Origin of the sequence: Variovorax sp. R-27, from assembly GCF_049913215.1 — a bacterium.
Lineage (GTDB): Bacteria > Pseudomonadota > Gammaproteobacteria > Burkholderiales > Burkholderiaceae_C > Variovorax.
Map to the genome: position 1 here is coordinate 625,218 of NZ_CP183984.1, position 23,378 is coordinate 648,595.

General features: G+C 67.6%; 22 protein-coding genes. 17 read left to right on the forward strand and 5 right to left on the reverse strand.

Annotation, left to right across the window (positions count from 1 at the left end; translation table 11 throughout):
- Window positions 1-58 precede the first annotated feature (58 nt).
- Window positions 59-994 carry a LysR substrate-binding domain-containing protein gene (locus tag ACN9MV_RS02885; RefSeq protein WP_093054044.1) on the forward strand — a complete coding sequence of 312 codons (936 nt, stop codon included), beginning with the start codon at window positions 59-61 and terminating at the stop codon, window positions 992-994.
- Window positions 995-1,001: 7 nt separating this feature from the next.
- On the opposite strand, the gene ACN9MV_RS02890 is transcribed toward ACN9MV_RS02885, so the two are convergent.
- Window positions 1,002-1,574: a fasciclin domain-containing protein gene (locus ACN9MV_RS02890; protein WP_093054272.1), complete on the reverse strand. Its 573-nt coding sequence runs from the start codon at window positions 1,572-1,574 to the stop codon at window positions 1,002-1,004.
- Window positions 1,575-1,965: 391 nt separating this feature from the next.
- Between ACN9MV_RS02890 and ACN9MV_RS02895 the strand changes: the two genes are divergently transcribed.
- Window positions 1,966-2,193 carry a hypothetical protein gene (locus ACN9MV_RS02895; protein WP_097200447.1) on the forward strand — a complete coding sequence of 76 codons (228 nt, stop codon included), beginning with the start codon at window positions 1,966-1,968 and terminating at the stop codon, window positions 2,191-2,193.
- 4 nt (window positions 2,194-2,197) lie between these two features.
- Window positions 2,198-2,965 carry a hypothetical protein gene (locus ACN9MV_RS02900; protein WP_426391252.1) on the forward strand — a complete coding sequence of 256 codons (768 nt, stop codon included), beginning with the start codon at window positions 2,198-2,200 and terminating at the stop codon, window positions 2,963-2,965.
- 34 nt (window positions 2,966-2,999) lie between these two features.
- Here the strand turns inward: ACN9MV_RS02900 and ACN9MV_RS02905 are convergent, their stop codons facing one another.
- Complete coding sequence (locus ACN9MV_RS02905) at window positions 3,000-4,253, reverse strand: MFS transporter (RefSeq protein ID WP_426391253.1); 1,254 nt, start codon at window positions 4,251-4,253, stop codon at window positions 3,000-3,002.
- A 130-nt stretch (window positions 4,254-4,383) separates the two neighbouring features.
- Window positions 4,384-6,558 (reverse strand): malate synthase G, encoded by a 2,175-nt coding sequence (locus tag ACN9MV_RS02910; protein ID WP_426391254.1) that lies wholly within the window; start codon window positions 6,556-6,558, stop codon window positions 4,384-4,386.
- Between the two features lie 206 nt (window positions 6,559-6,764).
- Between ACN9MV_RS02910 and hisC the strand changes: the two genes are divergently transcribed.
- Together hisC and ACN9MV_RS02920 are read left to right on the forward strand one after the other, a co-directional pair.
- On the forward strand, window positions 6,765-7,742 hold the full coding sequence (gene hisC, locus ACN9MV_RS02915) for a histidinol-phosphate transaminase (RefSeq protein ID WP_426391255.1): 978 nt from the start codon (window positions 6,765-6,767) through the stop codon (window positions 7,740-7,742).
- A 46-nt stretch (window positions 7,743-7,788) separates the two neighbouring features.
- Window positions 7,789-8,760 (forward strand): Bug family tripartite tricarboxylate transporter substrate binding protein, encoded by a 972-nt coding sequence (locus ACN9MV_RS02920; RefSeq protein ID WP_426391256.1) that lies wholly within the window; start codon window positions 7,789-7,791, stop codon window positions 8,758-8,760.
- A 4-nt stretch (window positions 8,761-8,764) separates the two neighbouring features.
- Here ACN9MV_RS02920 and ACN9MV_RS02925 read toward each other — a convergent pair whose 3' ends face one another.
- Window positions 8,765-9,505, reverse strand: coding sequence for an IclR family transcriptional regulator (locus ACN9MV_RS02925; RefSeq protein ID WP_093175179.1), 741 nt, complete (start codon window positions 9,503-9,505; stop codon window positions 8,765-8,767).
- A 131-nt stretch (window positions 9,506-9,636) separates the two neighbouring features.
- Here ACN9MV_RS02925 and ACN9MV_RS02930 point away from each other — a divergent pair, with 131 nt between their 5' ends.
- From ACN9MV_RS02930 to ACN9MV_RS02955, 6 genes are all read left to right on the forward strand, one after another.
- Window positions 9,637-10,575 (forward strand): hydroxymethylglutaryl-CoA lyase, encoded by a 939-nt coding sequence (locus ACN9MV_RS02930; protein WP_426391257.1) that lies wholly within the window; start codon window positions 9,637-9,639, stop codon window positions 10,573-10,575.
- Complete coding sequence (locus ACN9MV_RS02935) at window positions 10,568-11,758, forward strand: CaiB/BaiF CoA transferase family protein (protein WP_426391258.1); 1,191 nt, start codon at window positions 10,568-10,570, stop codon at window positions 11,756-11,758. Before ACN9MV_RS02930 ends, ACN9MV_RS02935 begins: the two co-directional genes overlap by 8 nt.
- 4 nt (window positions 11,759-11,762) lie before the next feature.
- Window positions 11,763-12,743 (forward strand): Bug family tripartite tricarboxylate transporter substrate binding protein, encoded by a 981-nt coding sequence (locus tag ACN9MV_RS02940; protein ID WP_426391259.1) that lies wholly within the window; start codon window positions 11,763-11,765, stop codon window positions 12,741-12,743.
- Window positions 12,744-12,792: 49 nt separating this feature from the next.
- Complete coding sequence (locus ACN9MV_RS02945) at window positions 12,793-13,719, forward strand: LysR family transcriptional regulator (RefSeq protein ID WP_093054092.1); 927 nt, start codon at window positions 12,793-12,795, stop codon at window positions 13,717-13,719.
- 61 nt (window positions 13,720-13,780) lie between these two features.
- Window positions 13,781-14,233: a DUF2214 family protein gene (locus ACN9MV_RS02950; RefSeq protein WP_093054094.1), complete on the forward strand. Its 453-nt coding sequence runs from the start codon at window positions 13,781-13,783 to the stop codon at window positions 14,231-14,233.
- 7 nt (window positions 14,234-14,240) lie between these two features.
- On the forward strand, window positions 14,241-16,289 hold the full coding sequence (locus ACN9MV_RS02955) for a spermidine synthase (protein ID WP_426391260.1): 2,049 nt from the start codon (window positions 14,241-14,243) through the stop codon (window positions 16,287-16,289).
- A gap of 77 nt (window positions 16,290-16,366) precedes the next feature.
- On the opposite strand, the gene ACN9MV_RS02960 is transcribed toward ACN9MV_RS02955, so the two are convergent.
- Window positions 16,367-16,705 carry a hypothetical protein gene (locus tag ACN9MV_RS02960; protein WP_093077002.1) on the reverse strand — a complete coding sequence of 113 codons (339 nt, stop codon included), beginning with the start codon at window positions 16,703-16,705 and terminating at the stop codon, window positions 16,367-16,369.
- Between the two features lie 131 nt (window positions 16,706-16,836).
- Between ACN9MV_RS02960 and argS the strand changes: the two genes are divergently transcribed.
- The 6 genes from argS to rpoN all read left to right on the forward strand — a co-directional run bounded on the left by argS (window position 16,837) and on the right by rpoN (window position 23,376).
- The gene (gene argS, locus ACN9MV_RS02965) at window positions 16,837-18,522 is read left to right on the forward strand and encodes an arginine--tRNA ligase (protein ID WP_093175169.1); all 1,686 of its coding nucleotides are present in this window, start codon (window positions 16,837-16,839) and stop codon (window positions 18,520-18,522) included.
- Between the two features lie 11 nt (window positions 18,523-18,533).
- Window positions 18,534-19,295: an SPOR domain-containing protein gene (locus ACN9MV_RS02970; RefSeq protein WP_093054274.1), complete on the forward strand. Its 762-nt coding sequence runs from the start codon at window positions 18,534-18,536 to the stop codon at window positions 19,293-19,295.
- A 143-nt stretch (window positions 19,296-19,438) separates the two neighbouring features.
- A complete protein-coding gene (locus ACN9MV_RS02975; RefSeq protein WP_093054102.1) occupies window positions 19,439-20,086 on the forward strand; it encodes a thiol:disulfide interchange protein DsbA/DsbL in 648 nt (215 codons plus the stop codon).
- Window positions 20,087-20,252: 166 nt separating this feature from the next.
- Entirely contained in the window at window positions 20,253-20,966 is a 714-nt protein-coding gene (gene lptA, locus ACN9MV_RS02980; protein WP_307615326.1) for a lipopolysaccharide transport periplasmic protein LptA, read from the forward strand.
- Window positions 20,963-21,757, forward strand: a complete 795-nt coding sequence (gene lptB, locus ACN9MV_RS02985) for an LPS export ABC transporter ATP-binding protein (protein ID WP_093054106.1) — start codon at window positions 20,963-20,965, stop codon at window positions 21,755-21,757. Before lptA ends, lptB begins: the two co-directional genes overlap by 4 nt.
- Before the next feature lie 17 nt (window positions 21,758-21,774).
- Window positions 21,775-23,376 (forward strand): RNA polymerase factor sigma-54, encoded by a 1,602-nt coding sequence (gene rpoN, locus ACN9MV_RS02990; RefSeq protein WP_426391261.1) that lies wholly within the window; start codon window positions 21,775-21,777, stop codon window positions 23,374-23,376.
- Window positions 23,377-23,378 lie beyond the last annotated feature (2 nt).

Sequence of the window (23,378 nt, forward strand, 5' to 3'; positions counted from 1 at the left end):
ACGAATGAATATAGTGAGCCGACCTCCCCTTTGCACACGGTCATTCGGAACTCGTTGCATGCACCCAGAGAATGCGAAAGCCCCAGGCGCCATGAGCGGCGAGCTGCCGCCGCTCGAACTTCTGCGCAGTTTCGAGGCGGCCGCGCGCCGGCTGAGCTTCACGCTGGCGGCTGGCGAACTGCACCTGACGCAATCGGCCGTCAGCCGGCAGATCCAGCAACTCGAAGCCAGCCTGGGCGTGCTGCTGTTCGAGCGCCGCCACCGCGCGTTGGCGCTCACCGAGGCCGGCGGCGTGCTGCAGCGAGCCGTTACCGACAGCCTGGAGCGGCTGCGCGACGCCACGGCGCGTGTGCGTGCGAGTTCGGCGCCGCGCCAGGTGGCGATCACCACCACGCCGGGTTTTGCGTCGATCTGGCTCATTCCCAAACTGGCGCGCTTCACCGGCAGCCATCCGCAGGTCGACGTGCGCGTGTCGGCCACGCTCGACGTGCTCGACCTGGAAAGCAGCCGCATCGACCTGGCCGTGCGCTTTGCGCCCATTGGCCGCGGCATCGGACCGGCGCTGTTCGAGGAGTCCGTCATCCCGCTGTGTTCGCCGCAGCTTGCCGCATCGCTGCGCCAACTCTCGGACTTTTCGAAGCTCACGCTGCTGACCGTGGAATACCCCGACCACAGCGAAGCCCCGACCGCCGACTGGGAGCCTTGGCTCAAGGTGATGGGGCTGGAAGACCTGCGCATGAAGAGCACGCTGCGCTTCACTCAGTACGCCGATGCCGTGGCCGCCGCGGTGGCGGGGCAGGGCGTGGTGATCGGCCGGCTGCCGTTGCTGAGCGAACTGGTGCGCGATGGCCGGCTCGTGGCGCCGCTCGGCGAAGGCGCCGCATCGCACCGCGGCTATTTCATCGAGATGTCGAGGCGCGCCGCGGGCAACCGCGACGCGCAGGACTTCGCGCAGTGGCTGCGCGACGAAGCCGAGGCCGCGCAGCGAAGCTGACCGACGATCAACCCGGCAGCAGCACCTTGTTGACGACGTGGATCACGCCGTTCGACTGGTAGACGTTGGCGATCGTCACCATCGCCGTGCCGCCCTTGGCGTCGGTCACCATCACGTTGCTGCCGCTCATCGTCGCGGTCAGCGTGCCGCCGCTCGCGGTCTTCAGCGTGGCCTTGCCGCCGCCTGCGTTGATGGCGCTCATGAGCGCCGGGCCGTCCATCCTGCCGGGCACCACGTGGTAGGTCAGCACCTTGGTCAGCGTGGGCTTGTTCTCGGGCTTGAGCAGCGTGTCGACAGTGCCGGCCGGCAGCGCGGAGAAGGCCGCGTTGGTCGGTGCGAACACGGTGAACGGGCCGGGGCTCTTCAGCGTGCCGACCAGGTCCGCGGCCTTCACTGCGGCCACCAGCGTCGTGTGGTCCTTCGAATTCACGGCGTTGTCGACAATGTCCTTCGTCGGGTACATCGCTGCGCCGCCGACCATCGGGTTCGTCGACGACATGCCGCCGCTGCTGCCGCCCATGCCGCCCGCGCAAGCGCCGAGCAAGACCGAAACGCCGACTGCAATCATGAGTTTTTTCATTGAAGGCTCCTGAAAAGAATGGTTCTTGAAGTTCTCTGCGGAAACCGCCGGCAGCTCGGAGGCGCGATGCGCTTGAGTCGAATACGGCGCGGCCGCGCAACTGGATTCACGCGTCGGCTTTGCGCCACAACCGCGCGTGCGGCGCTTGCGCATCACGAGCGCGCTCGACAGAATCCGCCCTTCGTTTTTCAGCAACAGTTTCTTTTCACCGCGCTTGGCGACGACCAACCTCCCGGGCGACAAACCAATTCAATGAACCGTTTCCTGAACACCTGACCCGCACACCGACCGCCCCGGCCGGACGTGCATCCACGCATCCGCCGAGGCCCATCGACAAAGGCCCCGCGCAGCCATTCGCCGGGGCTTTTTTTGTTTTTTGGAGTGTGTGCACATGAGTGCTCAACGAAAGGCCCGTGACGACAACAAGCGTCTGGGCCGGTTCTATTTTTCGGTGCCGACTGCGGCACCTCGCAATCCAGTGGTGGCCGCGATGGCGCGCGGCGAATCGAGCCAGGGCGCAGGACGTCACCTGCGTACGCACCGCGCGGAACGGCGTGCGCAGAAGGTGGCGCTGCAGAAGGCTGCGCGCAGCCTGGGCGGGAGGGGCGACGATGCGTGAAGACATGGACAAGGTCATCGTCGAGCGGCCGCGAGGCGGCTGGCGAGTGCAGGGAGATGGGCGCAAGTGGCGCAACAGCAAGGACCGTGGTTCGCACCTGGGCATGAAGCGCGGCCATGCCCACCCGAAGTGGCTCAGCGAAAACCTCGCGCCGCTCAAGCGCTGGTTGCACAAGCAGGTACACCGGCCGTGGGACAAGGTGTACGCCGAACTCTGTAGCGGCATTGACCGCCGCAGCACGGTGCAGGCGCACATCTTCGAGCACATCGACGGCTTCGTGGAGTGCAGGGCCGAACTGCGCGACGGCCAGGTGTGGGTGCCTGCCGAGCGGTGGCGGAGCCGCCTTCGCACGCTACTGAGTGAAGCGGCACATGTGGAACTCTTCGTGCATCCGGTCACCGGCATCCTGCTGCCCAACCGGCGCTTGCATGAAGCGCGCAAGGCGCAGAAGCTGGCTTATCGCGCCGCGTGGAGCAGGCCGCCGGCCGGCAAGGCGCCTGTCTTTCATGTGATCGACGAGGTCACGCAATGGCACCGCATCGATGGCTGCTGGTTCGAGGTCACGCTCGCGCCGCTGCCCGAGTTGCGGCGGACGATGCTCGATGTGACGTACTACGACGTGTTGCGCCGCTGCCCGGTCACGCGGCGCGGCGGTTGCGAAAAGCCGGCCTTCGGTTCAGCCGATCATCGGGAGATGTATGGGCGCGATCATGTGTACGCCTCCGCCATGCGCAGACTCAGCCAATGGGAGGTGCGAAAGCGTTTTGGCTGATCGTCGGCGGCGTGCTGATGCTGGCGATCAAGCGCTAGCCAGCTCGCGCCGGCGCCCGCGGCAGCACGAGGAACGCAATCGTGCCCGCGGCCAGCATGCCCGCCACCGTGAGGAACACCGCGCGGTACGGCTCGACCTCATGCGCCACAGCCCACGATGCGGCCACGCCGGTCGTCCACTGCATCAACGAGACACCGAGGAACATGGCCATGTTCATCAGCGCCATCGCGCGCCCCGTCATGGCCGCCGGGTAAGCGTTCTTGGTGTACGCGTACTGCAGTACGCTGTAGCCGGACAGCAGCCCGTAGACGATCGGCAGGCCGATGTCCACGATGCGCGAATGCGTGAGCGCCATCGCGCCGAACATCAGCGTACCGGCGAACGCGCACCCCATCATCCAGCGCGTGCGTCGCGCGCCGCCCGGGTCCATGCGGCCGAACAGCATCGGGCTGATCATGCCGGCGACGGTCATCACCAGTGCGACGTTGCCGCTGGCCACCAGCGAGAGGCCGTGGCGGTCGTGCAGCACCGGGCCGAGCCACAGGCCTCGCAGCGTGATGAATGCCGCGTACGACACGCAGGCGAAGCACACCAGCCCCAAGGTGTGGGGCATCGCGAACAGAGGCACCAGTTCGCGCACGGCCTTGCGCAGCGACTGGCGCTCGGCTGGCACGGGCTGCGGGTTCGCGAGTGCAGCGGGCTCGCGCACGCGCCAGAAGATGACCAGCCACGAGAGCACCGCGAATGCGGCCAGCACCGCGTAGCCGGCGCGCCAGGACGCAGCCTCGATCAGCAAGGCCAGCGGCGTGCCGGTGAACAGGATGCCCATGCCGGCCATGCTCATCACCAGCCCCGACATCGCGGTGAAGCGCGAGGCATCGAAATGCCGCGCGATGAACACCGTGCAGGCCAGGAACGCCGGCGCGCAACCGACGCCGATCAACGCCTGCCCGAGCAGCAGTGCGTGGAAGTTCGGCGCCACCGCGCACAGCGCGGCGCCCGCGACGGCCAGGGGAAAGGCTGTCAGCACCGTGCGGCGCACGCCGAAGATGTCGATCGACACGCCCATCGCGAGCTGCATGATCCCGAAGGCGAAGTGGAAGGTGCCTGCCCACATGCCGAGTTGCTGGGGCGTCAGGCCGAAGTAGCCACTGAGGGGCGTGGCCATCATGGCGCCAACGGTGCGGAAGGCCTGGCTCAGGGCGAAAGCCGAGGCCAGTGCCACGAGCATGGCAGCCGCCGAAGTCGACCAGCGCGGCGGGGGCGGCGATACCGCATTCGTGTTCATCGAAAGGGAAGGATCGGGAAGGAGGGAGAGCGACGAATGCTAATGGCACGCCGCCCCTCATGCAGAACGGCGCCCGAGGGCGCCGTTCTTTTCATGCTTCAAGCCCGGCAGGGTGCCGGGCCTGGGTGGATCAGGCCTCGCCCTTCACCTTCAACCGCCACGCATGCAGCAGCGGCTCGGTATACCCGCTCGGCTGCTCGATGCCCTTGAACACCAGGTCCTGCGCCGCCTTGTAGGCCGACGAGGTCGTGAAGTTGCCGGCCATCGGCTGGTACAGCGGGTCGCCCGCGTTCTGCTCGTCGACCACCTTGGCCATGCGCTGGAAGGTCTCGTCGACCTGCGCCTTGGTCACCACGCCGTGCAGCAGCCAGTTGGCGATGTGCTGGCTGGAGATGCGCAGCGTCGCGCGGTCTTCCATCAGGCCGACGTTGTGGATGTCGGGCACCTTCGAGCAGCCCACGCCCTGGTCGATCCAGCGCACCACGTAGCCGAGGATGCCCTGCACGTTGTTGTCGATTTCCTGCTGGCGCTCTTCGGCAGTCCACTTGGCGTCGGCCGCGATCGGCACCTGCAGCAGCGCGTTGAGGATGTTGTCGCGCTCGCCGTCGGCGTCGATCTTTTCCAGTTCCTGCTGCACCGCGGTCACGCTGACCTGGTGGTAGTGCAGCGCATGGAGCGTGGCGGCGGTGGGCGAGGGCACCCAGGCGGTGTTGGCGCCGGCCTTGGGGTGGCCGATCTTCTGTTCGAGCATGGCGGCCATCAGGTCGGGCATGGCCCACATGCCCTTGCCGATCTGCGCCTTGCCGCGCAGGCCGCACGACAGGCCGACCAGCACGTTGTTCTTTTCATAAGCGCCGATCCACGCGCTGGACTTCATGTCGCCCTTGCGGATCATCGGGCCGCCCTGCATGGCGGTGTGCATTTCGTCGCCGGTGCGGTCGAGGAAGCCGGTGTTGATGAAGGCCACGCGCGCGGCGGCCTCGGCGATGCAGGCCTTCAGGTTCACGCTGGTGCGGCGCTCCTCGTCCATGATGCCGAGCTTCACGGTGTTGGCGGGCAGGCCGAGCAGCTGCTCGACGCGGCCGAACAGCTCGCTCGCGAAGGCCACTTCGGCCGGACCGTGCATCTTCGGCTTGACGATGTAGATGCTGCCGGTGCGCGAGTTGCCCTTGCGCTTCAGGTCGATGGTGGCGATGGTGGTGGTCACCACGGCGTCCAAGATTCCTTCCGGAATCTCCTTGCCGTCCGCATACAGCACGGCCGGGTTGGTCATCAGGTGGCCCACATTGCGCAGGAACATCAGCGAGCGGCCGTGCAGCTTGACGGGCTTGCCGTCGGCGCCCGTGTATTCGCGGTCGGCGTTCAGGCCGCGCGTGAAGGTCTTGCCGCCCTTGGCGACTTCTTCCGTCAGCGTGCCTTCGACGATGCCGAGCCAGTTCGAATACGCGACCACCTTGTCGGCCGCATCGACCACGGCCACCGAGTCTTCGAGGTCGAGGATGGTCGAGAGCGCGGCTTCGAGCACCAGGTCGCTCACGCCGGCCGCGTCGCTCCTGCCGATGGGCGTGCTGCGGTCGATGCGAATGTCGAGGTGAATGCCGTTGTGCTTCAGCAGCACCGACGACGGCGCGGCGGCATCGCCCTGGTAGCCGATGAACTGCGAGGCATCGGCCAGGCCGGTGCTGCTGCTTTGCAGTGTGACGACGAGCTTGCCGTCCTTCACGCTGTAGCCGGTGGCCATCTTGTGCGAGCCGTTTTCCAGCGGCGCGGCCTGGTCGAGCACGTTGCGCGCGAACTCGATGACCTTGGCGCCGCGCACGGGGTTGTAGCCCTTGCCCTTTTCGGCGCCGCCGGCTTCGGAGATGGCATCGGTGCCGTAGAGCGCGTCGTACAGCGAGCCCCAGCGTGCGTTGGCGGCGTTGAGCGCGTAGCGCGCGTTCAGGATGGGCACCACCAGCTGCGGGCCGGCCTGCAGCGCGAGTTCGGAGTCGACGTTGGCCGTGGTGGCCTTCGTGCCCTTGGGCTGCGGCAGCAGGTAGCCGATCTTCTCGAGGAAGGCGCGATACGCCGGCATGTCGGCGATCGGGCCGGGGTTCTTCTTGTGCCAGGCGTCGAGTTCGCTCTGCAGGCGGTCGCGCTCGGCGAGCAGGGCGATGTTCTTCGGCGCGAGATCGCTGACGATGGCGTCGAAGCCCTTCCAGAAGACGTCGCTGGCCACGCCGCTGGCGGGCAGGACCTTGTCTTCGATGAAGCGGTGGAGCTCGGTCGCGACCTGGAGTCCGTGGGCGGTGGTGCGGGCGGTCATGGGGTTTCTCCTTGAGAAAAATGCAATCCTGGGTCGAACTTTATTCGATACTTTGCTGGCGAGTAAGAGCCGGAAGCGGGATTTATCCGTGACAAAAATGAAGGTAATCGCTGGCGAGCGGCCTGGGGCGCAAAGGGTAGGCACTGATAAGAACGCCGCAGGCGAGGGATATATTTAACTTCTTAAATAAATCCCGACCCGTTTCCATGATCCTCCTGGCCTCCAACGAAAACCCCCTCGGCATGCCCGACTCGGCCCGCCGCGCGGCCGCCGCCGCGCTCGTAGGTGCTGGCAACTACCCCGACAGCAACGGCACCGCGCTGAAGAACGCGCTGGCCGCGCGGCTCGACGTGCCGGCCGACTGGCTCACGCTGGGCAGCGGATCGAGCGAAATCCTCCATCTCGCGGCGCAGGTCAGCCTGAAGCCCGGCGAGGGCGTCGTCTATTCGCAGTACGGCTTCGTCGTCTACGCGCAGGCCACGGCGCAGGCCCATGCGCACGCAACTGTCGTGCCCTCGCTCAACTTCGGCCACGACCTGGGCGCCATGCGCGCTGCCATCGGCGACGACACGAAGCTGGTGTTCGTGGCCAACCCGAACAACCCGACCGGCACTTTCATCGATGCTGCGCCGCTGCTGGCCTTTCTGCAATCGGTGCCCGCGCACGTGACGGTGCTGCTCGACGAGGCCTACACCGAGTACCTGTCGCCTGTGCAGCGCTACGACAGCATCGAGTGGGTGCGACGCCTGCCCAACCTGGTCGTGGCGCGCACTTTCTCCAAGGCCTTCGGCCTGGCCGGGCTGCGCATCGGATACGGCGTGTCGCAGCCGGCGCTCACGGCGCGCATGAACGCGCACCGCCCGCGCTTCAACGTGACGACACCGGCGCAGGCCGCGGCAGTGGCCGCGCTGGGCGATGCGGACTTCCTCGCGCGCACTTATGAGCTCAATACGGCCGGGCGCGAACAGCTCGCGGCGGGCTTCAAGGAACTGGCCCTCGAGTACGTTCCCTCGTCGGGCAATTTCCTGATGGTGCAGGTCGGCGATGCGCAGGCCGTGCACGCGCGCCTGCTGGCGGCCGGCATCGAGGTTTCACTGCTCGGCAACTACGGCCTGCCGCAGTGGCTGCGCATCAGCATCGGCCTGCCCGAGCAGAACCGCGCGGTGCTGGCCGCGCTGCGCTGAGCAGGGCGGCACTCCTTTTTCAACAACGCCCCGAGGAGACAAGACCATGAAGCGCCGTCAGTTCGCAGCGCAGTCCGCTGCCGCCTTTGCCGTCGCGGCCGCTGCGCCGCTGGTGTTCGCGCAGCAAGACCGCACGGTGCGGATCCTGGTCGGCTTTCCGCCGGGCGGCTCGGCGGACGTGGTGGCGCGGGTGCTCGCCGAGAAGATGCGTGTGTCGCTCGGGCAGAACGTCATCATCGACAACAAGCCCGGCGCGGCCGGCCGGCTCGCGCTGGGCGAACTCAGGCGCGCGGCGCCGGACGGCACCACGCTGGTGTTCTCGCCGAGCGGCGCGATGGTGATCCATCCGTGGCTCTACTCGAACCTCGGCTACGACCCGGCGAAGGACTTCACGCCGATCGCGCTCGGCAGCATCTTCGACTTCGCGGTGACGGCCGGGCCCGGCGCGCCCGCCGGCGACCTGAAGACGGTGCTGGCGTGGATGAAGGCCAACCCGGCCAAGGCCAACTACGCCACCTCGGGCGCGGGCACGGTGCCGCACTTTGCCGGACAACTGATCGCCCAGGCGGCCGGCGTGCCGATGACGCACGTGGCCTACCGCGGTGGCGCGCCGGCTGCACAAGACCTGATCGGCGGCCAGGTGCCGCTGATGGTCGACACGGCCTCGGAAACCATCGAGCACCACCGCGCCGGCAAGGTCCGCATCCTCGCGGTGACGGGCGAGCAGCGCAGCCGCGCGCTGCCCGACGTGCCGACGCTGAAGGAGTCGGGCATCAACGTGACGGCCGATGCGTTCTTCGGCCTCTATGGCCCGCCGGGGATGTCGCCCGAAGTGGTCGCACGGATCGACAAGGCCGTGGCCGATGCGCTGCGCATGCCCGACGTGCAGGAGAAGATCTATTCGCTGGGGCTGGTGCCTGCGCATGCCGGGCCGGCCGAGTTGGCAGCCATCCAGGCAGCGCACTTGAAGCGCTGGGAAATGCCGATCAAGAACTCGGGCTTCAAGGCCGAGTCCTGATCGCTCAGACCTGCCCGCCGAGTTCCCGCGCGGCAGCCTGCACAGGCTCGATGTAGCGCTCGTCGTAGCGGTGCGTGGGCATGGTCAGCGTGACTGCCGCGGCAAGGCTGCCGTCCGCATGGAACACCGGCGCCGAGATGCCCGCCAGCTCGGCCGTGCGGTCGCCCACCAGCGCGCAGTAGCCCTGCGCGCGAATGCTGTCGTACAGCTTGCGTTCTTTCGCGCCACGCGGCTGTTCGGCCTCCGGGCCGAAGGCGATCAGCACGCGCGCGCCTGCGCCTCGGTCGTTGGGCAGCAGGTCGCCCACGCGCACGTGGTCGCGCACCACGTGCGATGAATCGACCCGGAACTGGCACAGGCGCACCCAGCTGTCGCCCTGGTCCTGCCGCACGTGGTACGCCGCGCTTTCGCCCGTTGTTGCAGCGAGCGAGCGCAGCACCGGCAGGACGATGCGGTCGAGCGACTGCGACGCCGCGTACAGCCCGTGCAGCCGCGCGATCTCCATGCCCAGCGCATAGCGCCCGTCGTCCTGCCGGCGAATCAGCCGCGCGTGTTCGAGCGAGGCCAGCAGCCGCAGCACGGTGCTCTTGTAGAGCTGCGTGCGCTCGGCGAACTGCGCGAGCGACAGCGCCTCGTCGCCCGCCTGAAAGGCCGAGAGCAGGCTCAGCGCGCGGTCGACCGCCGCCGCGCCGCCGGGGGCGGCATTGAGGTCGGACACGGATTCGGTCTGGGCTTTGCGGGGCATGAGGAGGAGGGAGGGAATGGGTCGGCTTGACAGTCGGGTGGATCGACGGTCTAATTCTGTTTAACGGAATATAGTTCTGTAAGATAGAACAGTCAAGCGATTCCACGATTCCATCGAAGGAGACAAGTCCGATGACACCCCCCGACGTCCTCATCAGCGAGGTCGGCCCGCGCGACGGCCTTCAGTCGGTCAAGGCCACGATGCCCACGGCCGACAAGCTGCGCTGGATCGACGCGCTCTACGCCGCCGGCATCCGCGAGATCGAGGTCGCGTCCTTCGTGCCCGCGAAGCTGCTGCCGCAGATGGCCGACGCCGCCGACGTGGTGCGCCACGCCGTCACGCTGCCCGGCCTCACCGTGATGGCACTGGTGCCCAACCGCAAGGGCGCGCAGGCCGCGCTCGAGGCCGGCGTGCACAAGCTCACGATGCCGGTGTCGGCCAGCGTGGCGCACTCGCTGGCCAACGTGCGCAAGACACCGACCGAAATGGTCGAGGAGGTGCGCGCCATTTCCGATCTGCGCCGCGCCATTGCGCCGCATGTGAAGCTCGAAGCCGGCATCTCCACCGCCTTCGGCTGCACGCTGCAGGGCCTGGTGCCCGAAGACGACGTGATCCGCCTGGCCGCGCAATGCATCGAGGCCGGCGCCGACGAATCGGGCCTGTCCGACACCGTGGGCTACGCCAACCCCGCGCAGGTGCGCCGCCTCTTCAAGCGGCTGAGCGCGGAGATCGGCAGGCACGCGGGCGCGGCCCACATGCACAACACGCGCGGACTTGGCATCGCCAACTGCCTCGCGGCTTGGGACGAGGGCGTGCGTACCTTCGATGCATCGCTCGGCGGTCTCGGCGGCTGCCCTTATGCGCCGGGCGCCTCGGGCAATGCCGTTACCGAAGACCTTGTGTTCATGTTCGAGGCCATGGGCGTGCGCACCGGCATCGACATCCAGAAACTCATTGCGGCGCGCGCGCCGCTCATGGCCGGCCTGCCGGGCGAGCCGGTCTACGGCATGACGCCGGAAGCCGGATTGCCCAAGGGCTTCGTCCAGGAACACACCGCACAACATGTCTGAAGCCAATCCTCTTCCTTATGCCGGCGTCCGCGTCGTCGAGTTCACCCACATGGTCATGGGCCCGACCTGCGGCCTGCTGCTGGCCGACCTCGGCGCCGAGGTCATCAAGGTCGAGCCCATCGAGGGCGACAACACGCGCCGCCTGCTCGGCTCGGGCTCGGGCTTCTTCCCGACCTTCAACCGCAACAAGAAGAGCATCGCGCTCGACCTGAAGAAGCCCGAGGGCGTGGAGGCCGCGCTGCGCCTCGTCGCCACCGCCGACATCGTCAGCGAGAACTTCAAGCCCGGCACCATGAAGAAGCTGGGGCTCGACTACGACACGCTCAGCAAGCTCAACCCGCGCCTCGTCTACGTGAGCCACAAGGGCTTTCTGCCCGGCCCGTACGACCACCGCACCGCGCTCGACGAAGTGGTGCAGATGATGGGCGGCCTCGCCTACATGACGGGCCGCTCGGGCGACCCGCTGCGCGCGGGCACCAGCGTGAACGACATCATGGGCGGCATGTTCGGCGCCATCGGCGCAATGGCAGCGCTGCGCCAGCGCGACCTCACCGGCAAGGGCTGCGAAGTGCAGTCCGCGCTGTTCGAGAACAACGTGTTCCTGGTCGCGCAGCACATGATGCAGTTCGCCGCCACCGGCAAGGCGGCCGACCCGATGCCCAGCCGCATCTCGGCCTGGGCCGTGTACGACGTGTTCACCGTGAAGGATGGCGAGCAGATCTTCCTGGCGGCCGTGAGCGACAAGCAGTGGGCCATCTTCTGCAAGGCCTTCGGCCTGGAGGACATGCTGGCCGACTCGCGCCTGAAGACCAACAACGACCGCGTGCTGGCGCGCGAATGGATGATGCCCATCCTGCGCTCGCACCTCGCGAACCACAGCGCGGCCGAACTCAGCGCGGTGTTCGAGCAGAACGAGCTGCCCTTCGCGCCCATCACCAAGCCGCAGGAGCTGTTCGACGACCCGCACCTGAACGCCACCGGCGGCCTTGCGCCGGTGCGCATGAACGACGGCAGCACGGCCAAGGTGCCGCTGATGCCGTTCACGCTGGGAGGCGAACGGCCCGGCATCCGGCTGCAGCCGCCGCACGTCGGCGAGCACAGCCGCGAGCTGCTGAAAGAAGTGGGCTACAGCGACGAAGAAATCGCCGCGCTCGAAACACAACACATCACCCTCGGAGACTGACCCCATGTTTTTCATCACACGGCGCGCCTTGCTGGCGTGCGCCGCGGCCGCCGCATGCCTGAACGCCGCTCCCGCCCTTGCCGACACCGCCTGGCCCGACAAGCCCGTGCGTCTCGTCGTGCCCTACACGCCCGGCGGCGCAACCGACATCGTGGCGCGCCTCATCGCGCAGAAGCTCGTCGACGACACCAAGTGGACCTTCATCGTCGACAACCGCGCGGGCGGCAACGGCAACATCGGCATGGACGTGGTCGCCAAGTCCAAGCCCGACGGCTACACCATCGGCCTGGGCCAGACCGCCAACCTCGCGATCAACCCGACGCTGTTCCCCAAGATGCCCTACGACGCGCTGAAGGACCTGGTGCCGGTGTCGGTCGTGGCCTCGCAGCCCGTGGTGCTGGTGGTGCGCGCGGACGCGCCGTACAAGTCGCTGGCCGATCTGGTCGCGGCCGCCAAGGCCAAGCCCGGCGAGATCAAGCAGGCGCTTGCCGGCACCGGCACGCTGGGCCACATGGCCGGCGAGGTGCTCGCGAAGCGCGCGGGCTTCCAGGTGCTCAACGTGCCGTACAAGGGCGCCGCGCCGGCCATCACCGACCTGCTCGGCGGCCAGACCGACTACATGTTCGCCACGCCGCAGGGCGCGCTCGCCATGGTGAAGGGCGGCAAGCTGCGCGCGCTGGCCGTCACCTCGGCCAAGCGCCTGCCGGTGATGCCCGAGGTGCCGACCGTGGGCGAGAGCTACAAGGGCTTCGAGGCGGTGGACTGGAAGGCGCTCGTCGTACCGGCCGGCACGCCCGCCGATATCGTGAAGAAGCTCAACGCCGCCGTCGACAAGGCGCTGGCCAAGCCCGCGACCATCTCGCAGCTGCTGGCAGAAGGCAGCACGCCCGTGGGCGGCAGTCCGGAGCAGGCGGCGCAGTACGTCAAGGTCGAGCATGCGCGCTGGGGCGCGGCGGTGCGCGAGGCGGGCGTGCGGCCCGAATAGGCGCCCTCCAGCTAACCAGCAAACCGGCGGGCGATATAGTTTCCGCCCCATGGACCGCCTCAAGCAGCTCGAATCCTTCGTCTCGGTCGCGACCCGCGGCGGTCTCACGGCCGCGGCCAAGGCCGAGGGCGTGGCGCCCGCGATCATGGGGCGCCGGCTCGATGCGCTGGAAGAACGCCTGGGCGTCAAGCTGCTGGTGCGCACCACGCGGCGCATCACGCTCACGCACGAGGGCAGCGCATTTCTCGAAGACTGCCAGCGCCTGCTGACCGAATTCGCCAACGCAGAAGCCAGCGTGAGTGCCGGCGGCATCAAGGCCAGCGGCCACCTGCGCGTAACGGCGCCGGCCGGCTTCGGCCGCCGCCACGTCGCGCCGCTGGTGCCGCGCTTTCATGCGCTGCATCCGGAAGTGACGATCTCGCTGAACCTCAGCGACCGCGTGGTCGACGTCACTGGCGAGAGCTTCGATTGCGCGGTGCGCGTGGGCGATCTGCCCGATTCATCGCTCGTGAGCGTGCGGCTCGCCGACAACCGCCGCCGCTGCGTGGCCACGCCCGAGTTCGTGCGACGCCACGGCATGCCCAAGCACCCGGGCGAGCTCTCGCGCTTTGCCTGCCTCACGCTGTCGAGCGATGCCTCGCAGACGCGCGGCTGGGCGTTTCGCATCGTCAACGAGGAAGGCACCCAGGAGCTGATCCACCTGCGCCCCAGCGGCCCGCTCGATTGCTCCGACGGGCAGGTGCTGCACGACTGGTGCCTGGCCGGCCACGGCATCGCCTGGCGCAGCACCTGGGAGGTCGAGGCCGAGATCGATGCCGGCCTGCTCGTGCCCCTGCTCGACGAGTTCGCCGCGCCGCCCAACGGCATCTACGCGGTGTTCGCGGGCGCCAAGCACCTGCCGCTGCGGGTGCGACTGTGGCTTGATTTCCTCAAGGAGCAATACGGCAACCCGGAATTCTGGGGTGGAAGGGCCTGAGGCGCATCAGCGGCGTCACAATCTGTTTGCATTTGCAACCCCACTCGGAAGAAAGCCATCGATGACGCTCGAAGCCATCCTCGCGTACCTGCACTTGCTTGCCATCCTCACGATGGTTGTCTTCATTTCCAGCGAAGCAGCGCTATGCCGCGTGCAGTGGCTCAACGCCGCAGTGGTCGAGCGGCTGGCCAAGGTCGACATGGTCTACGGCATTGCCGCCATCGCGGTGCTCGCCACGGGCATCGCGCGCACCTGGTGGGGCGTGAAGGGCACGGCCTGGTACTGGACCAACCCGCTGCTGCACGTGAAGCTGGGGCTGTTCATCATCGTGGGCGTGCTCTCGATCTTCCCGACGCTCACCTACTTCCGCTGGCGCAAGACGCTGCGTGCCACCGGCAAGCTGCCGGCCGAGGCCGACATCAAGAAAACGCGCAAGCTGGTGATGGTGCAGGCGCACCTGATAGCGCTCATTCCGCTGGTGGCGGTGTTCCTGGCCCGCGGCTTCGGCAAGTAAGCCCGGCATGGGACACCCCGGCATCCAGCTTCTGTTTGCCGGAACCATCTTCAGCAGCGCGTTCCTGCTGTTCCTGGTCCAGCCGCTGATCGCGAAGCAGATTCTTCCGTGGTTCGGCGGCTCGGCCGCGGTGTGGTCGATCTGCATGGTGTTCTTCCAGGTGGTGCTGCTCGCGGGGTACGCGTATTCCGACTGGGTCACGCGCCATCTGCGCATGCGGGCGCAGGCCGTGCTGCACGTGGCGCTGCTGCTCGCGAGCCTGGCGTTTCTTCCGATCGTGGTGAGCGCGAACTGGAAGCCGACGGGCACCGAAGACCCGGCCTGGCGCATTCTGGGGCTGCTGTTCGGCACCATCGGCCTGCCGTATTTCCTGCTCTCGACCACCGGGCCGCTGGTGCAGTCATGGGTGGCGCGCACGCCGTGGGGCGCGCAGGTGTACCGCTATTTCTCGCTGTCGAACCTGGCCTCGCTGCTGTCGCTGCTGAGCTATCCCGTGCTGATCGAGCCGCGCAGCACGCTGCTGCAGCAGGCGCACGGATGGTCGTGGGGCTACGCCGCCTTCGTGGTGCTGTGTGCCGGCACGACGCTGTACATGGCGCGGCGATTGACGGCCGAGGTAGTGCCGCAGCAGTCATCGCCGGGCCAGGCCGCCCAGGTTGTCGTGGAGGACAAGCCGCCGCGCGTCGCCGACTACCTGCTGTGGCTCGCGCTGCCGGCGCTGGCGTCGTGGCTGCTGCTGGCCGTGACGAACCACATCACCCAGAACGTTGCCGCGGTGCCATTCCTTTGGGTGCTGCCGCTGTCGCTGTACCTGCTGACTTTCGTCCTGTGCTTCGAGAGCGACCGCTGGTACAGGCGCGGCGTGTTCCTGCCGCTGGCGGCCGTCATGCTGCTGCTGTGCGCCTTCGGCCTGCAGCACCACATCGGCGCCGAGGTCCGCATTGCGTTGCCGCTGTATGTGTCGGGGCTGTTCGTGCTGTGCATGTTCCTGCACGGCGAAACCGCGAAGCTGCGGCCGGGGCCACGCTACCTCACGCGCTTCTATCTGATGATGTCGCTCGGCGGGGCGCTGGGTGGGGTGACGGTCGGGCTGGTCGCGCCGCATGTGCTGGTGGCGTACTACGAGCTGGGGCTCGGCCTGATGCTGACCGCGCTGGCGGCGGCGGCCGTGCTGCGCCAGCGGGTGTGGCTGCGGGTCTGCTGCGTGGTGCTGGCCGCCTGCTGCACGCTCTTCCTGCTGCTGCAGGTCGGCAGCGACCGGTCGGGCGCGCGCAGCCTGCAGCGCAATTTCTATGGGGCGCTGCTGGTCTACGACACGACGGGCGATCCTCCGTCCGACAACGTGCGCCAACTGGCGCATGGGTCGATCAAGCACGGCTCGCAGTTCCTGGACCCGGAGCGTCGGCACGAGCCCACCACCTACTACGGCGAAACCTCCGGCATCGGCCGCGCGATCGACTCTGCGCCGGCCGGGCCGCGCCGCGTGGGCCTGATCGGACTGGGTGCGGGCACGCTCGCGACCTATGGCCGCAGCGGCGACGTCTACCGCTTCTACGAGATCAATCCGCAGGTGTTCGCGCTGGCGGACAAGGAGTTCAGTTTCCTGCGCGACAGCGAAGCGCGCATCGAGCGCGTGCTCGGCGATGCCCGGCTGGCGCTGGAGCGAGAGCCGGCGCAGGGTTTCGACGTGCTCGCGGTCGACGCCTTTTCAGGGGATTCGGTGCCGGTGCACCTTCTCACGGCCGAGGCGATGGACGTGTACCTGCGGCACATGAAGCCCGACGGCGTGATCGCCTTTCACGTGACCAACCGGTTCCTGGCGCTCGCACCCGTGATCGCCAAAGTGGCCGAGGCCCGGGGACTGCACGCGGTGCTGGTGCACGACGAGGCCGAGCAGTCCGACTGGCTGCACCGTACCGACTGGGTGCTGGTCGCGCGCGATCCGCAGGTGCTGGCGCGCGAGCTGATACGGGAGGCCGCGACGCCGATCGCCACGAAGCCGGGCCAGCGGCCCTGGACCGACGACTTCAACAACCTGCTGGGCGTGCTGAAGTAGCGTGGTGCATTGGCGCGGCCATGAAAAAGGCCCGCACGTGGCGGGCCTCTTTTCACAATTGTCAGCGCAGCGTGGCTTCAGGCCTTGGCGTCTTTCTCGCACTTCTTCATGAAGCTGTTCTTGGCGGCGCCGGCCAGTGCCTTGCCGTTCTTGTCGACGGCCTTGGCGGCGCAGGCGGGAGCAGCTGCAGCCTTGGTGTCCTTCTCGCACTTCTTGATGGAGCTGGCCTTGGCCGCGCCAGCGAGGGCCTTGCCATTCTTGTCCACAGCCTTGGATTCGCAGCTTGCACCGGCGGCGGCAGCGGGTGCAGCAGCGGCGGCGGGGGCTGGTGCCGGGGTGGCGGCCTTGTCTTGAGCCTGTGCGGCGCCGAAGGAAAGACAGGCGCCGAGTGCGAGCAGGGAAAGGAGCTTCTTCATGGTGATGTGTCCTTGCAAGGTTGGGTTGTGACAGGAGCCCCGCCTCGGGGCCGACCATCCTAACGGGCCAAGCCAACAATCGGATGACCATCGTCAACTGCACCCGGGTTTGCCCCCGGTAAAATTCCCGGATGCTATTGGTCAAACAGGAGCTGCTCGCGGCGCTCGCGAACACGCTCGAATCCTTCTCGCCCGGCGCTGGCTCCAAAGCCGCGTTCGAGTCGCCCAAGGTGGCTGCGCATGGCGATTTCGCCAGCACGGCCGCCATGCAGCTCGCCAAACCGCTGGGGCGCAAGCCCCGCGAGCTGGCCGAGCAACTGAGCGCTGCGCTGCTCGCCACCCCCGCTTTCGGCCAATGGGTCGAGGCCATCGAGATCGCCGGGCCCGGCTTTCTCAACATCCGCCTGAAGACGACGGCCAAGCAGCAGATCGTGCGCGAGGTGCTGTCGGCCGGGAATACTTTCGGGCAACAGCCCGCCACCGGCGAAAAGGTGCTGGTCGAGTTCGTCTCGGCCAACCCGACCGGCCCGCTGCATGTCGGCCACGGCCGCCAGGCGGCACTGGGCGACGCCATCTGCAACCTGCGCGCCTCGCAGGGCGAAAGCGTCTGGCGCGAGTACTACTACAACGACGCCGGCGTGCAGATCCAGACGCTGGCCACCAGCACGCAGCTGCGCGCCCGCGGCTTCAAGCCCGGCGACGCCGAATGGCCCAGCGGCGAGAAGGCCCCGGCCTACAACGGCGACTACATCGCCGACATCGCCGAAGACTTCAAGGCGAAGAAGACCGTCAAGTCGGAAGACCGCGAAGTCACCGCCAGCGGAAACATCGACGATATCGACGCAATCCGCGAGTTCGCCGTGGCCTATCTGCGCCGCGAGCAAGACCTCGACCTGCAGGCCTTCCGCGTTCATTTCGACCAGTACTACCTGGAGTCCAGCCTCTATACCAGCGGCCGCGTCGAAGCTGCCGTGCAGAAGCTCGTGGCCGCCGGCAAGACCTACGAACAGGACGGCGCGCTGTGGCTGAAGTCGACCGACTACGGCGACGACAAAGACCGCGTGATGAAAAAGCAGGACGGCACGTACACGTACTTCGTGCCCGACGTCGCGTATCACATCGCCAAGTGGGAGCGCGGCTTCCACAAGGTCATCAACATCCAGGGCACCGACCACCACGGCACCATCGCGCGCGTGCGCGCCGGCCTGCAGGCGGCGGGCGAAGGCATTCCCGAGGGCTATCCCGACTACGTGCTGCACACCATGGTGCGCGTCATGAAGGGCGGCGAAGAGGTCAAGATCAGCAAGCGCGCCGGCAGCTACGTCACGCTGCGCGACCTGATCGAGTGGACCAGCACCGACGCCATCCGCTTCTTCCTGCTCAGCCGCAAGCCCGACACCGAATACACCTTCGACGTCGACCTCGCGGTGACGAAAAACAACGACAACCCGGTTTATTACGTGCAGTACGCGCATGCGCGCATCTGCTCGGTGCTGGCCGGCTGGGGCGGCGACGCCGCCACGCTCAAGGACGTCGACCTGTCGCCGCTCGAAAGCCCGGCCGCCCAGGCGCTGATGCTGCTGCTGGCCAAGTACCCGGCCATGCTGACGGCTGCGTCGAAGGACTTCGCTCCGCACGACGTCACGTTCTACCTGCGCGAGCTGGCCGCCAGCTACCACAGCTACTACGACGCCGAGCGCATCCTGGTCGACGACGAAAAGGTCAAGCTGGCCCGCCTGGCGCTGGTCGCCGCGACCGCGCAGGTGCTGCACAATGGCCTCGCGATTCTCGGCGTCAGTGCGCCGAGCAAGATGTGAACCTCCTCACCATGAAGAAGACAACCAGACAACGCGGCAACATCGTCATCGGCCTGATCATCGGGCTGGTGCTCGGCCTGGGCGTCGCGCTGGGCATCGCGGTCTACGTGACCAAGGTGCCGATCCCGTTCGTGACCAAGACGCAGCGCGGCGGCGCCGAGCAGGACGAGGCCGAAGCCCGCAAGAACCGCGACTGGGACCCGAACGCGCCGCTGGCCGGCAAGGCAGGCGCCGCCAAGCCGGCGCCCGCACCCACCGGCCCGGTCAACCCCGTCACCGGCGAGCCGGCCACCACCGCCGTGGCCCCTGCCACCGCCCCGCCCACGACCGCACCGCCGGTGCCCGTGGTGGTGGCGCCCAAGCCGCCGCGCCCTGCGCCGGTGCCGGCCGAAGCCAATGCCCTGCCGCCTTCGAACGATCCGCTGGGCGACCTGGCCCGGGCGCGCTCGGGCGGCGGCGCCAGCTCCGGCAGCACGACCACCGCGTCGGCCGCACCGAGCAGCAACAGCAATGCCGGCAGCAGTTCGGGCCCCGATCCGTTCATGTACTTCGTGCAGGCCGGCGCCTTCCGCACCACCGACGACGCCGAGGCGCAGCGCGCCAAGCTGTCGCTGATGGGCGTCGAGGCCAAGGTCACTGAGCGCGAGCAGGCGGGCCGCACCGTCTACCGTGTGCGCGCCGGCCCCTTCAACAAGAAGGACGACGCCGACCGCCTCAAGGAGCGGCTCGACGGCGGCGGCATGGATTCGGCGCTGGTTCGCGTGCAGCGCTGACCCGGCAGCCGACACAAATAGCCCCTAAGCTTCGCCGCGCGGCGTTTGCCGCCACCATCCACTGCCTCGGGCGCGCCGGATGAGGGGGGAACTCCCCGCCGCGCGCCGGCTCAGTCTGCCGTAACAACTGGAGAGCTCTTTCAATGAAACGTCGTGACTTTTCGCTGGCCGCCACTTCGCTCGGGCTGCTGTCCCTGGCCGCCAACCCGGCCCACGCCCAGGCGCGTGCGCCCAAGGCCGGCACCGAGTACCTGGTGCTCGACAAGCGCGTGCCGGTCGATGCACCCGCCGGCAAGATCGAGGTGGTCGAGTTCTTCTCGTACAACTGCCCGCATTGCAACGACTTCGAGCCGGCGCTGGAAGCCTGGATCAAGACGGTGCCCAAGGAAGTCGCCTTCCGCCGCATCCCCGTGCCTTTCGTGGGCAACGACGTCGAAGCCAAGCAGCGCCTGTACTACGCGCTCGAGGCGATGGGTAAGGTCGACGAATATCAGCCGAAGGTGTTCAACGCGATCCACGCGCAGCGCCAGAACGTGAACGGCGACGCCAACATCATTGCCTGGGCCGCCGCGAACGGCCTGGACGGCGCCAAGTTCAAGGAAGTCTTCACCTCCTTCGGCGTGGCCAGCAAGGCCAAGCGCGCCTCGCAAATGACCGACGCCTACAAGGTGGCTGGCGTGCCGGCAATGGCCGTGGCCGGCCGTTGGTACGTGGATGGCGAAACCGCCGGCAACATGACCAAAGTGCTTCAGGTCGTGAACTATCTGATCGGCGAAGCAAAGAAGGGCTGACCCCCCAGGATCGCGGTCCGGCGGAGCCGGTTCCGTGGTGTTCCTGGAGGAATTCCCGAGAGAAATCCAGGAAGAAAGTCAAGCCCGCATCGGCGGGCTTTTTCATCTGTGCGTGCGGGGCTGACGCAATCAGCCGCATACAATGCCGAGCAAGTTTCGTGCCTCTATGACATTGCACTCTCACCCCACCACTCCCTTCCTCCGTCGCATCGGCCGCCTGGCCGCCGGCGCGCTGTTGCTGGCCGGCCTTGCCTCGGGCGCACTGGCCGAAACCGCCGACCGCACCAAGCCGATGAACATCGAGTCGGACTCGATGCGCTACGACGACCTGAAGCAGACCAGCGTGTTCACCGGTAACGTGCTCGTTACGAAGGGCACGATCATCATCCGCGGCGCACGCATGGATGTACGCCAGGACCCCGAGGGCTACCAGTACGGCGTGGTCACGGCGGCACCGGGCAAGCGGGCCTACTACAAGCAGAAACGCAATGCGCCCGACGAGTGGATCGAGGGCGAGTCGGAAGTCATCGAGTACGACAGCCGCGCCGACAACGTCAAGTTCATCCGCAACGCCACCATGCGCCGCCTGCTTGGCGCTACGCCGAACGACGAGAGCCAGGGCGCGCTGATCGTCTACGACCAGAGCAACGACACCTACACGGTCAACGGTTCCACCGTGCCGCCGAACACCGCCGTCAACGCGTCCACCCCGGGCGGGCGCGTCAAGACCATCCTGACCCCCAAGGCCGCCACCGCACCGGCAGCCGGTGCCTCGGCCCCGGCCGGCGCGAAGGCGGCGCCGCCGGCGCCCACGCCCGCACCCGGCAAGGGCCTGCGCCAGAGCACCACGCTCAGTGACCAGGGAGAAACCCGCAAGTGATCGAAACCGCAGGAACGCAGGACGCCAACGGCGCACCGGGCAGCCGCCTGATCGCGCGCGGCCTGAAGAAGAGCTACGGCAGCCGCACGGTCGTGAAAGACGTCTCGCTCGACGTGCAGAAGGGCGAAGTCGTCGGGTTGCTCGGGCCGAACGGCGCGGGCAAGACCACCTCGTTCTACATGATCGTGGGACTGGTGCGCGCCGACGCGGGCGACATCAGCATCGACGGCGAGCCCATCGCCCACATGCCGATCCACCGCCGCGCCCGCATGGGCCTGAGCTACCTGCCGCAGGAAGCCTCGATCTTCCGCAAGCTCACGGTCGAGGAAAACGTGCGCGCCGTGCTCGAGCTCCAGAGCGAGCCCGACGAGAACGGCAAGATGGCGCCGCTGTCGAAGCAGCACATGGACGAGCGCCTGGCCGAGCTGCTGGCCGACCTGCGCGTCGACCACCTGCGCGATTCGCCCGCGCTCGCGCTGTCGGGCGGCGAGCGCCGCCGCGTCGAAATTGCGCGTGCGCTGGCTACGCAGCCGCGCTTCATCCTGCTGGACGAGCCCTTCGCCGGCATCGACCCGATCGCGGTGATCGAGATCCAGCGGATCATCAGTTTCCTGAAGGAGCGCGGCATCGGCGTGCTCATCACCGACCACAACGTGCGTGAAACGCTGGGCATCTGCGATCACGCTTTCATCATCAGCGACGGGCATGTGCTGGCACAAGGCACACCCTCGGAGATCGTCGACAACGCCGAAGTACGCAGGGTGTACTTGGGCGAACACTTCCGCATGTAAGGGCGGGAGCGGTTCCCATGAAGCAAGGGCTATCCCTTCGCGTCTCGCAGCATCTGGCGTTGACGCCACAGCTGCAGCAGTCGATCAGGCTGCTTCAACTCTCCACGCTCGAACTGAGCCAGGAGGTGGAGCAGATGCTCGACGAGAACCCGTTCCTCGAGCGCACTGCGGAAGAAGCGGCGCGCGAGGAATTCGGGCTCGACACGGCCGATGCCCCGGTGCCGCGCGACGACGGCGGCGATAGCGGCGACGGCGAAAGCGACTTCGCTTCGCCCGCCGCCAGCACGTCCACTGCTTCCACCGAAACCAGCACCACCACCACGGCCGACACCGACGGCCCCGCTGCCGAAATCACCGAGCGCGAGCCCGACTGGGAAGGCGACGGCACCGTCGACATGGCGCCCGACGACAGCGAATGGGGCAGCGATGCACCCGCGCGCCAGAACAACCTCGGCGACGACGAACGTGCCGACGCCACCGAACTCGCGCGCAGCCAGGAGTCGCTGCAGTCCTTCCTGCACCGCCAGGCCCTGAGCCTGCGCCTGAACGAGAACGACAGCGCCGCGCTGCGCTTTCTCATCGAATCGCTCAACGACGACGGCTACCTGGAAGACTCGCTGCCCGCACTGGCCTCGGGCCTGGCCGGCGACGACAACGACCAGTTCGACGACCTCGTGCATCACTTTCAGGTGGCGCTCGGCCTGCTGCAGAGCCTGGAACCCGCCGGCGTCGGCGCGCGCGACCTCGGCGAATGCCTGGGCATCCAGCTGCGCGCCCTGGCCCGCGAGGACGAGACCGACGAGGAAGAGCTGGTCCGCAAGACCGCCATCGCCATCTGCAAGCAGCCAATGGAGCTGCTCGCGCGCCGCGACTTCAAGCGCCTGGCCACGCTCACCCGCAGCAACGAGGAGCTGGTGCGCTCGGCGCTGCAGATCATCGCGCGGCTCGAGCCCAAGCCGGGCCGGCGCTTCGTCGACGTCGAGCGCAACATCGTCATTCCCGACGTGATCGTCACCAAGACGGGCCGCGGCACCAATGTGAAGTTCCGCGTCATGCTGAACCCCGAGGTGATGCCGCGCCTGCGCGTGCACGACATCTACGCCGGTGCGCTCAAGTCGCACAAGGGCGAAGGCAGCCAGGCGCTGTCGCAGCGGCTGCAGGAAGCGCGCTGGTTCATCAAGAACATCCAGCAGCGCTTCGACACCATCCTGCGCGTGAGCAACGCCATCGTCGAGCGGCAGAAGAGCTACTTCGTGCACGGCGAACTCGCGATGCGCCCGCTGGTGCTGCGCGAGATCGCCGACGAGCTGGGCCTGCACGAATCGACCATCTCGCGCGTGACCACCGCCAAGTACATGGCCACGCCCTTCGGCACGGTCGAGCTCAAGTACTTCTTCGGCTCGGCGCTCGGCACCGAGACCGGCGGCAATGCGTCGAGCACTGCGGTGCGCGCGCTGATCAAGCAGTTCGTCAGCTCCGAGAGCATCAAGAAGCCGCTGTCGGACAGCCAGATCTCCGAGATGCTGAAAGAGCAGGGCATCGAGTGCGCGCGCCGCACTGTGGCCAAGTACCGCGAGGCGCTGCGCATCGCGCCCGCCAACCTGCGCAAGGCCCTGTAGAA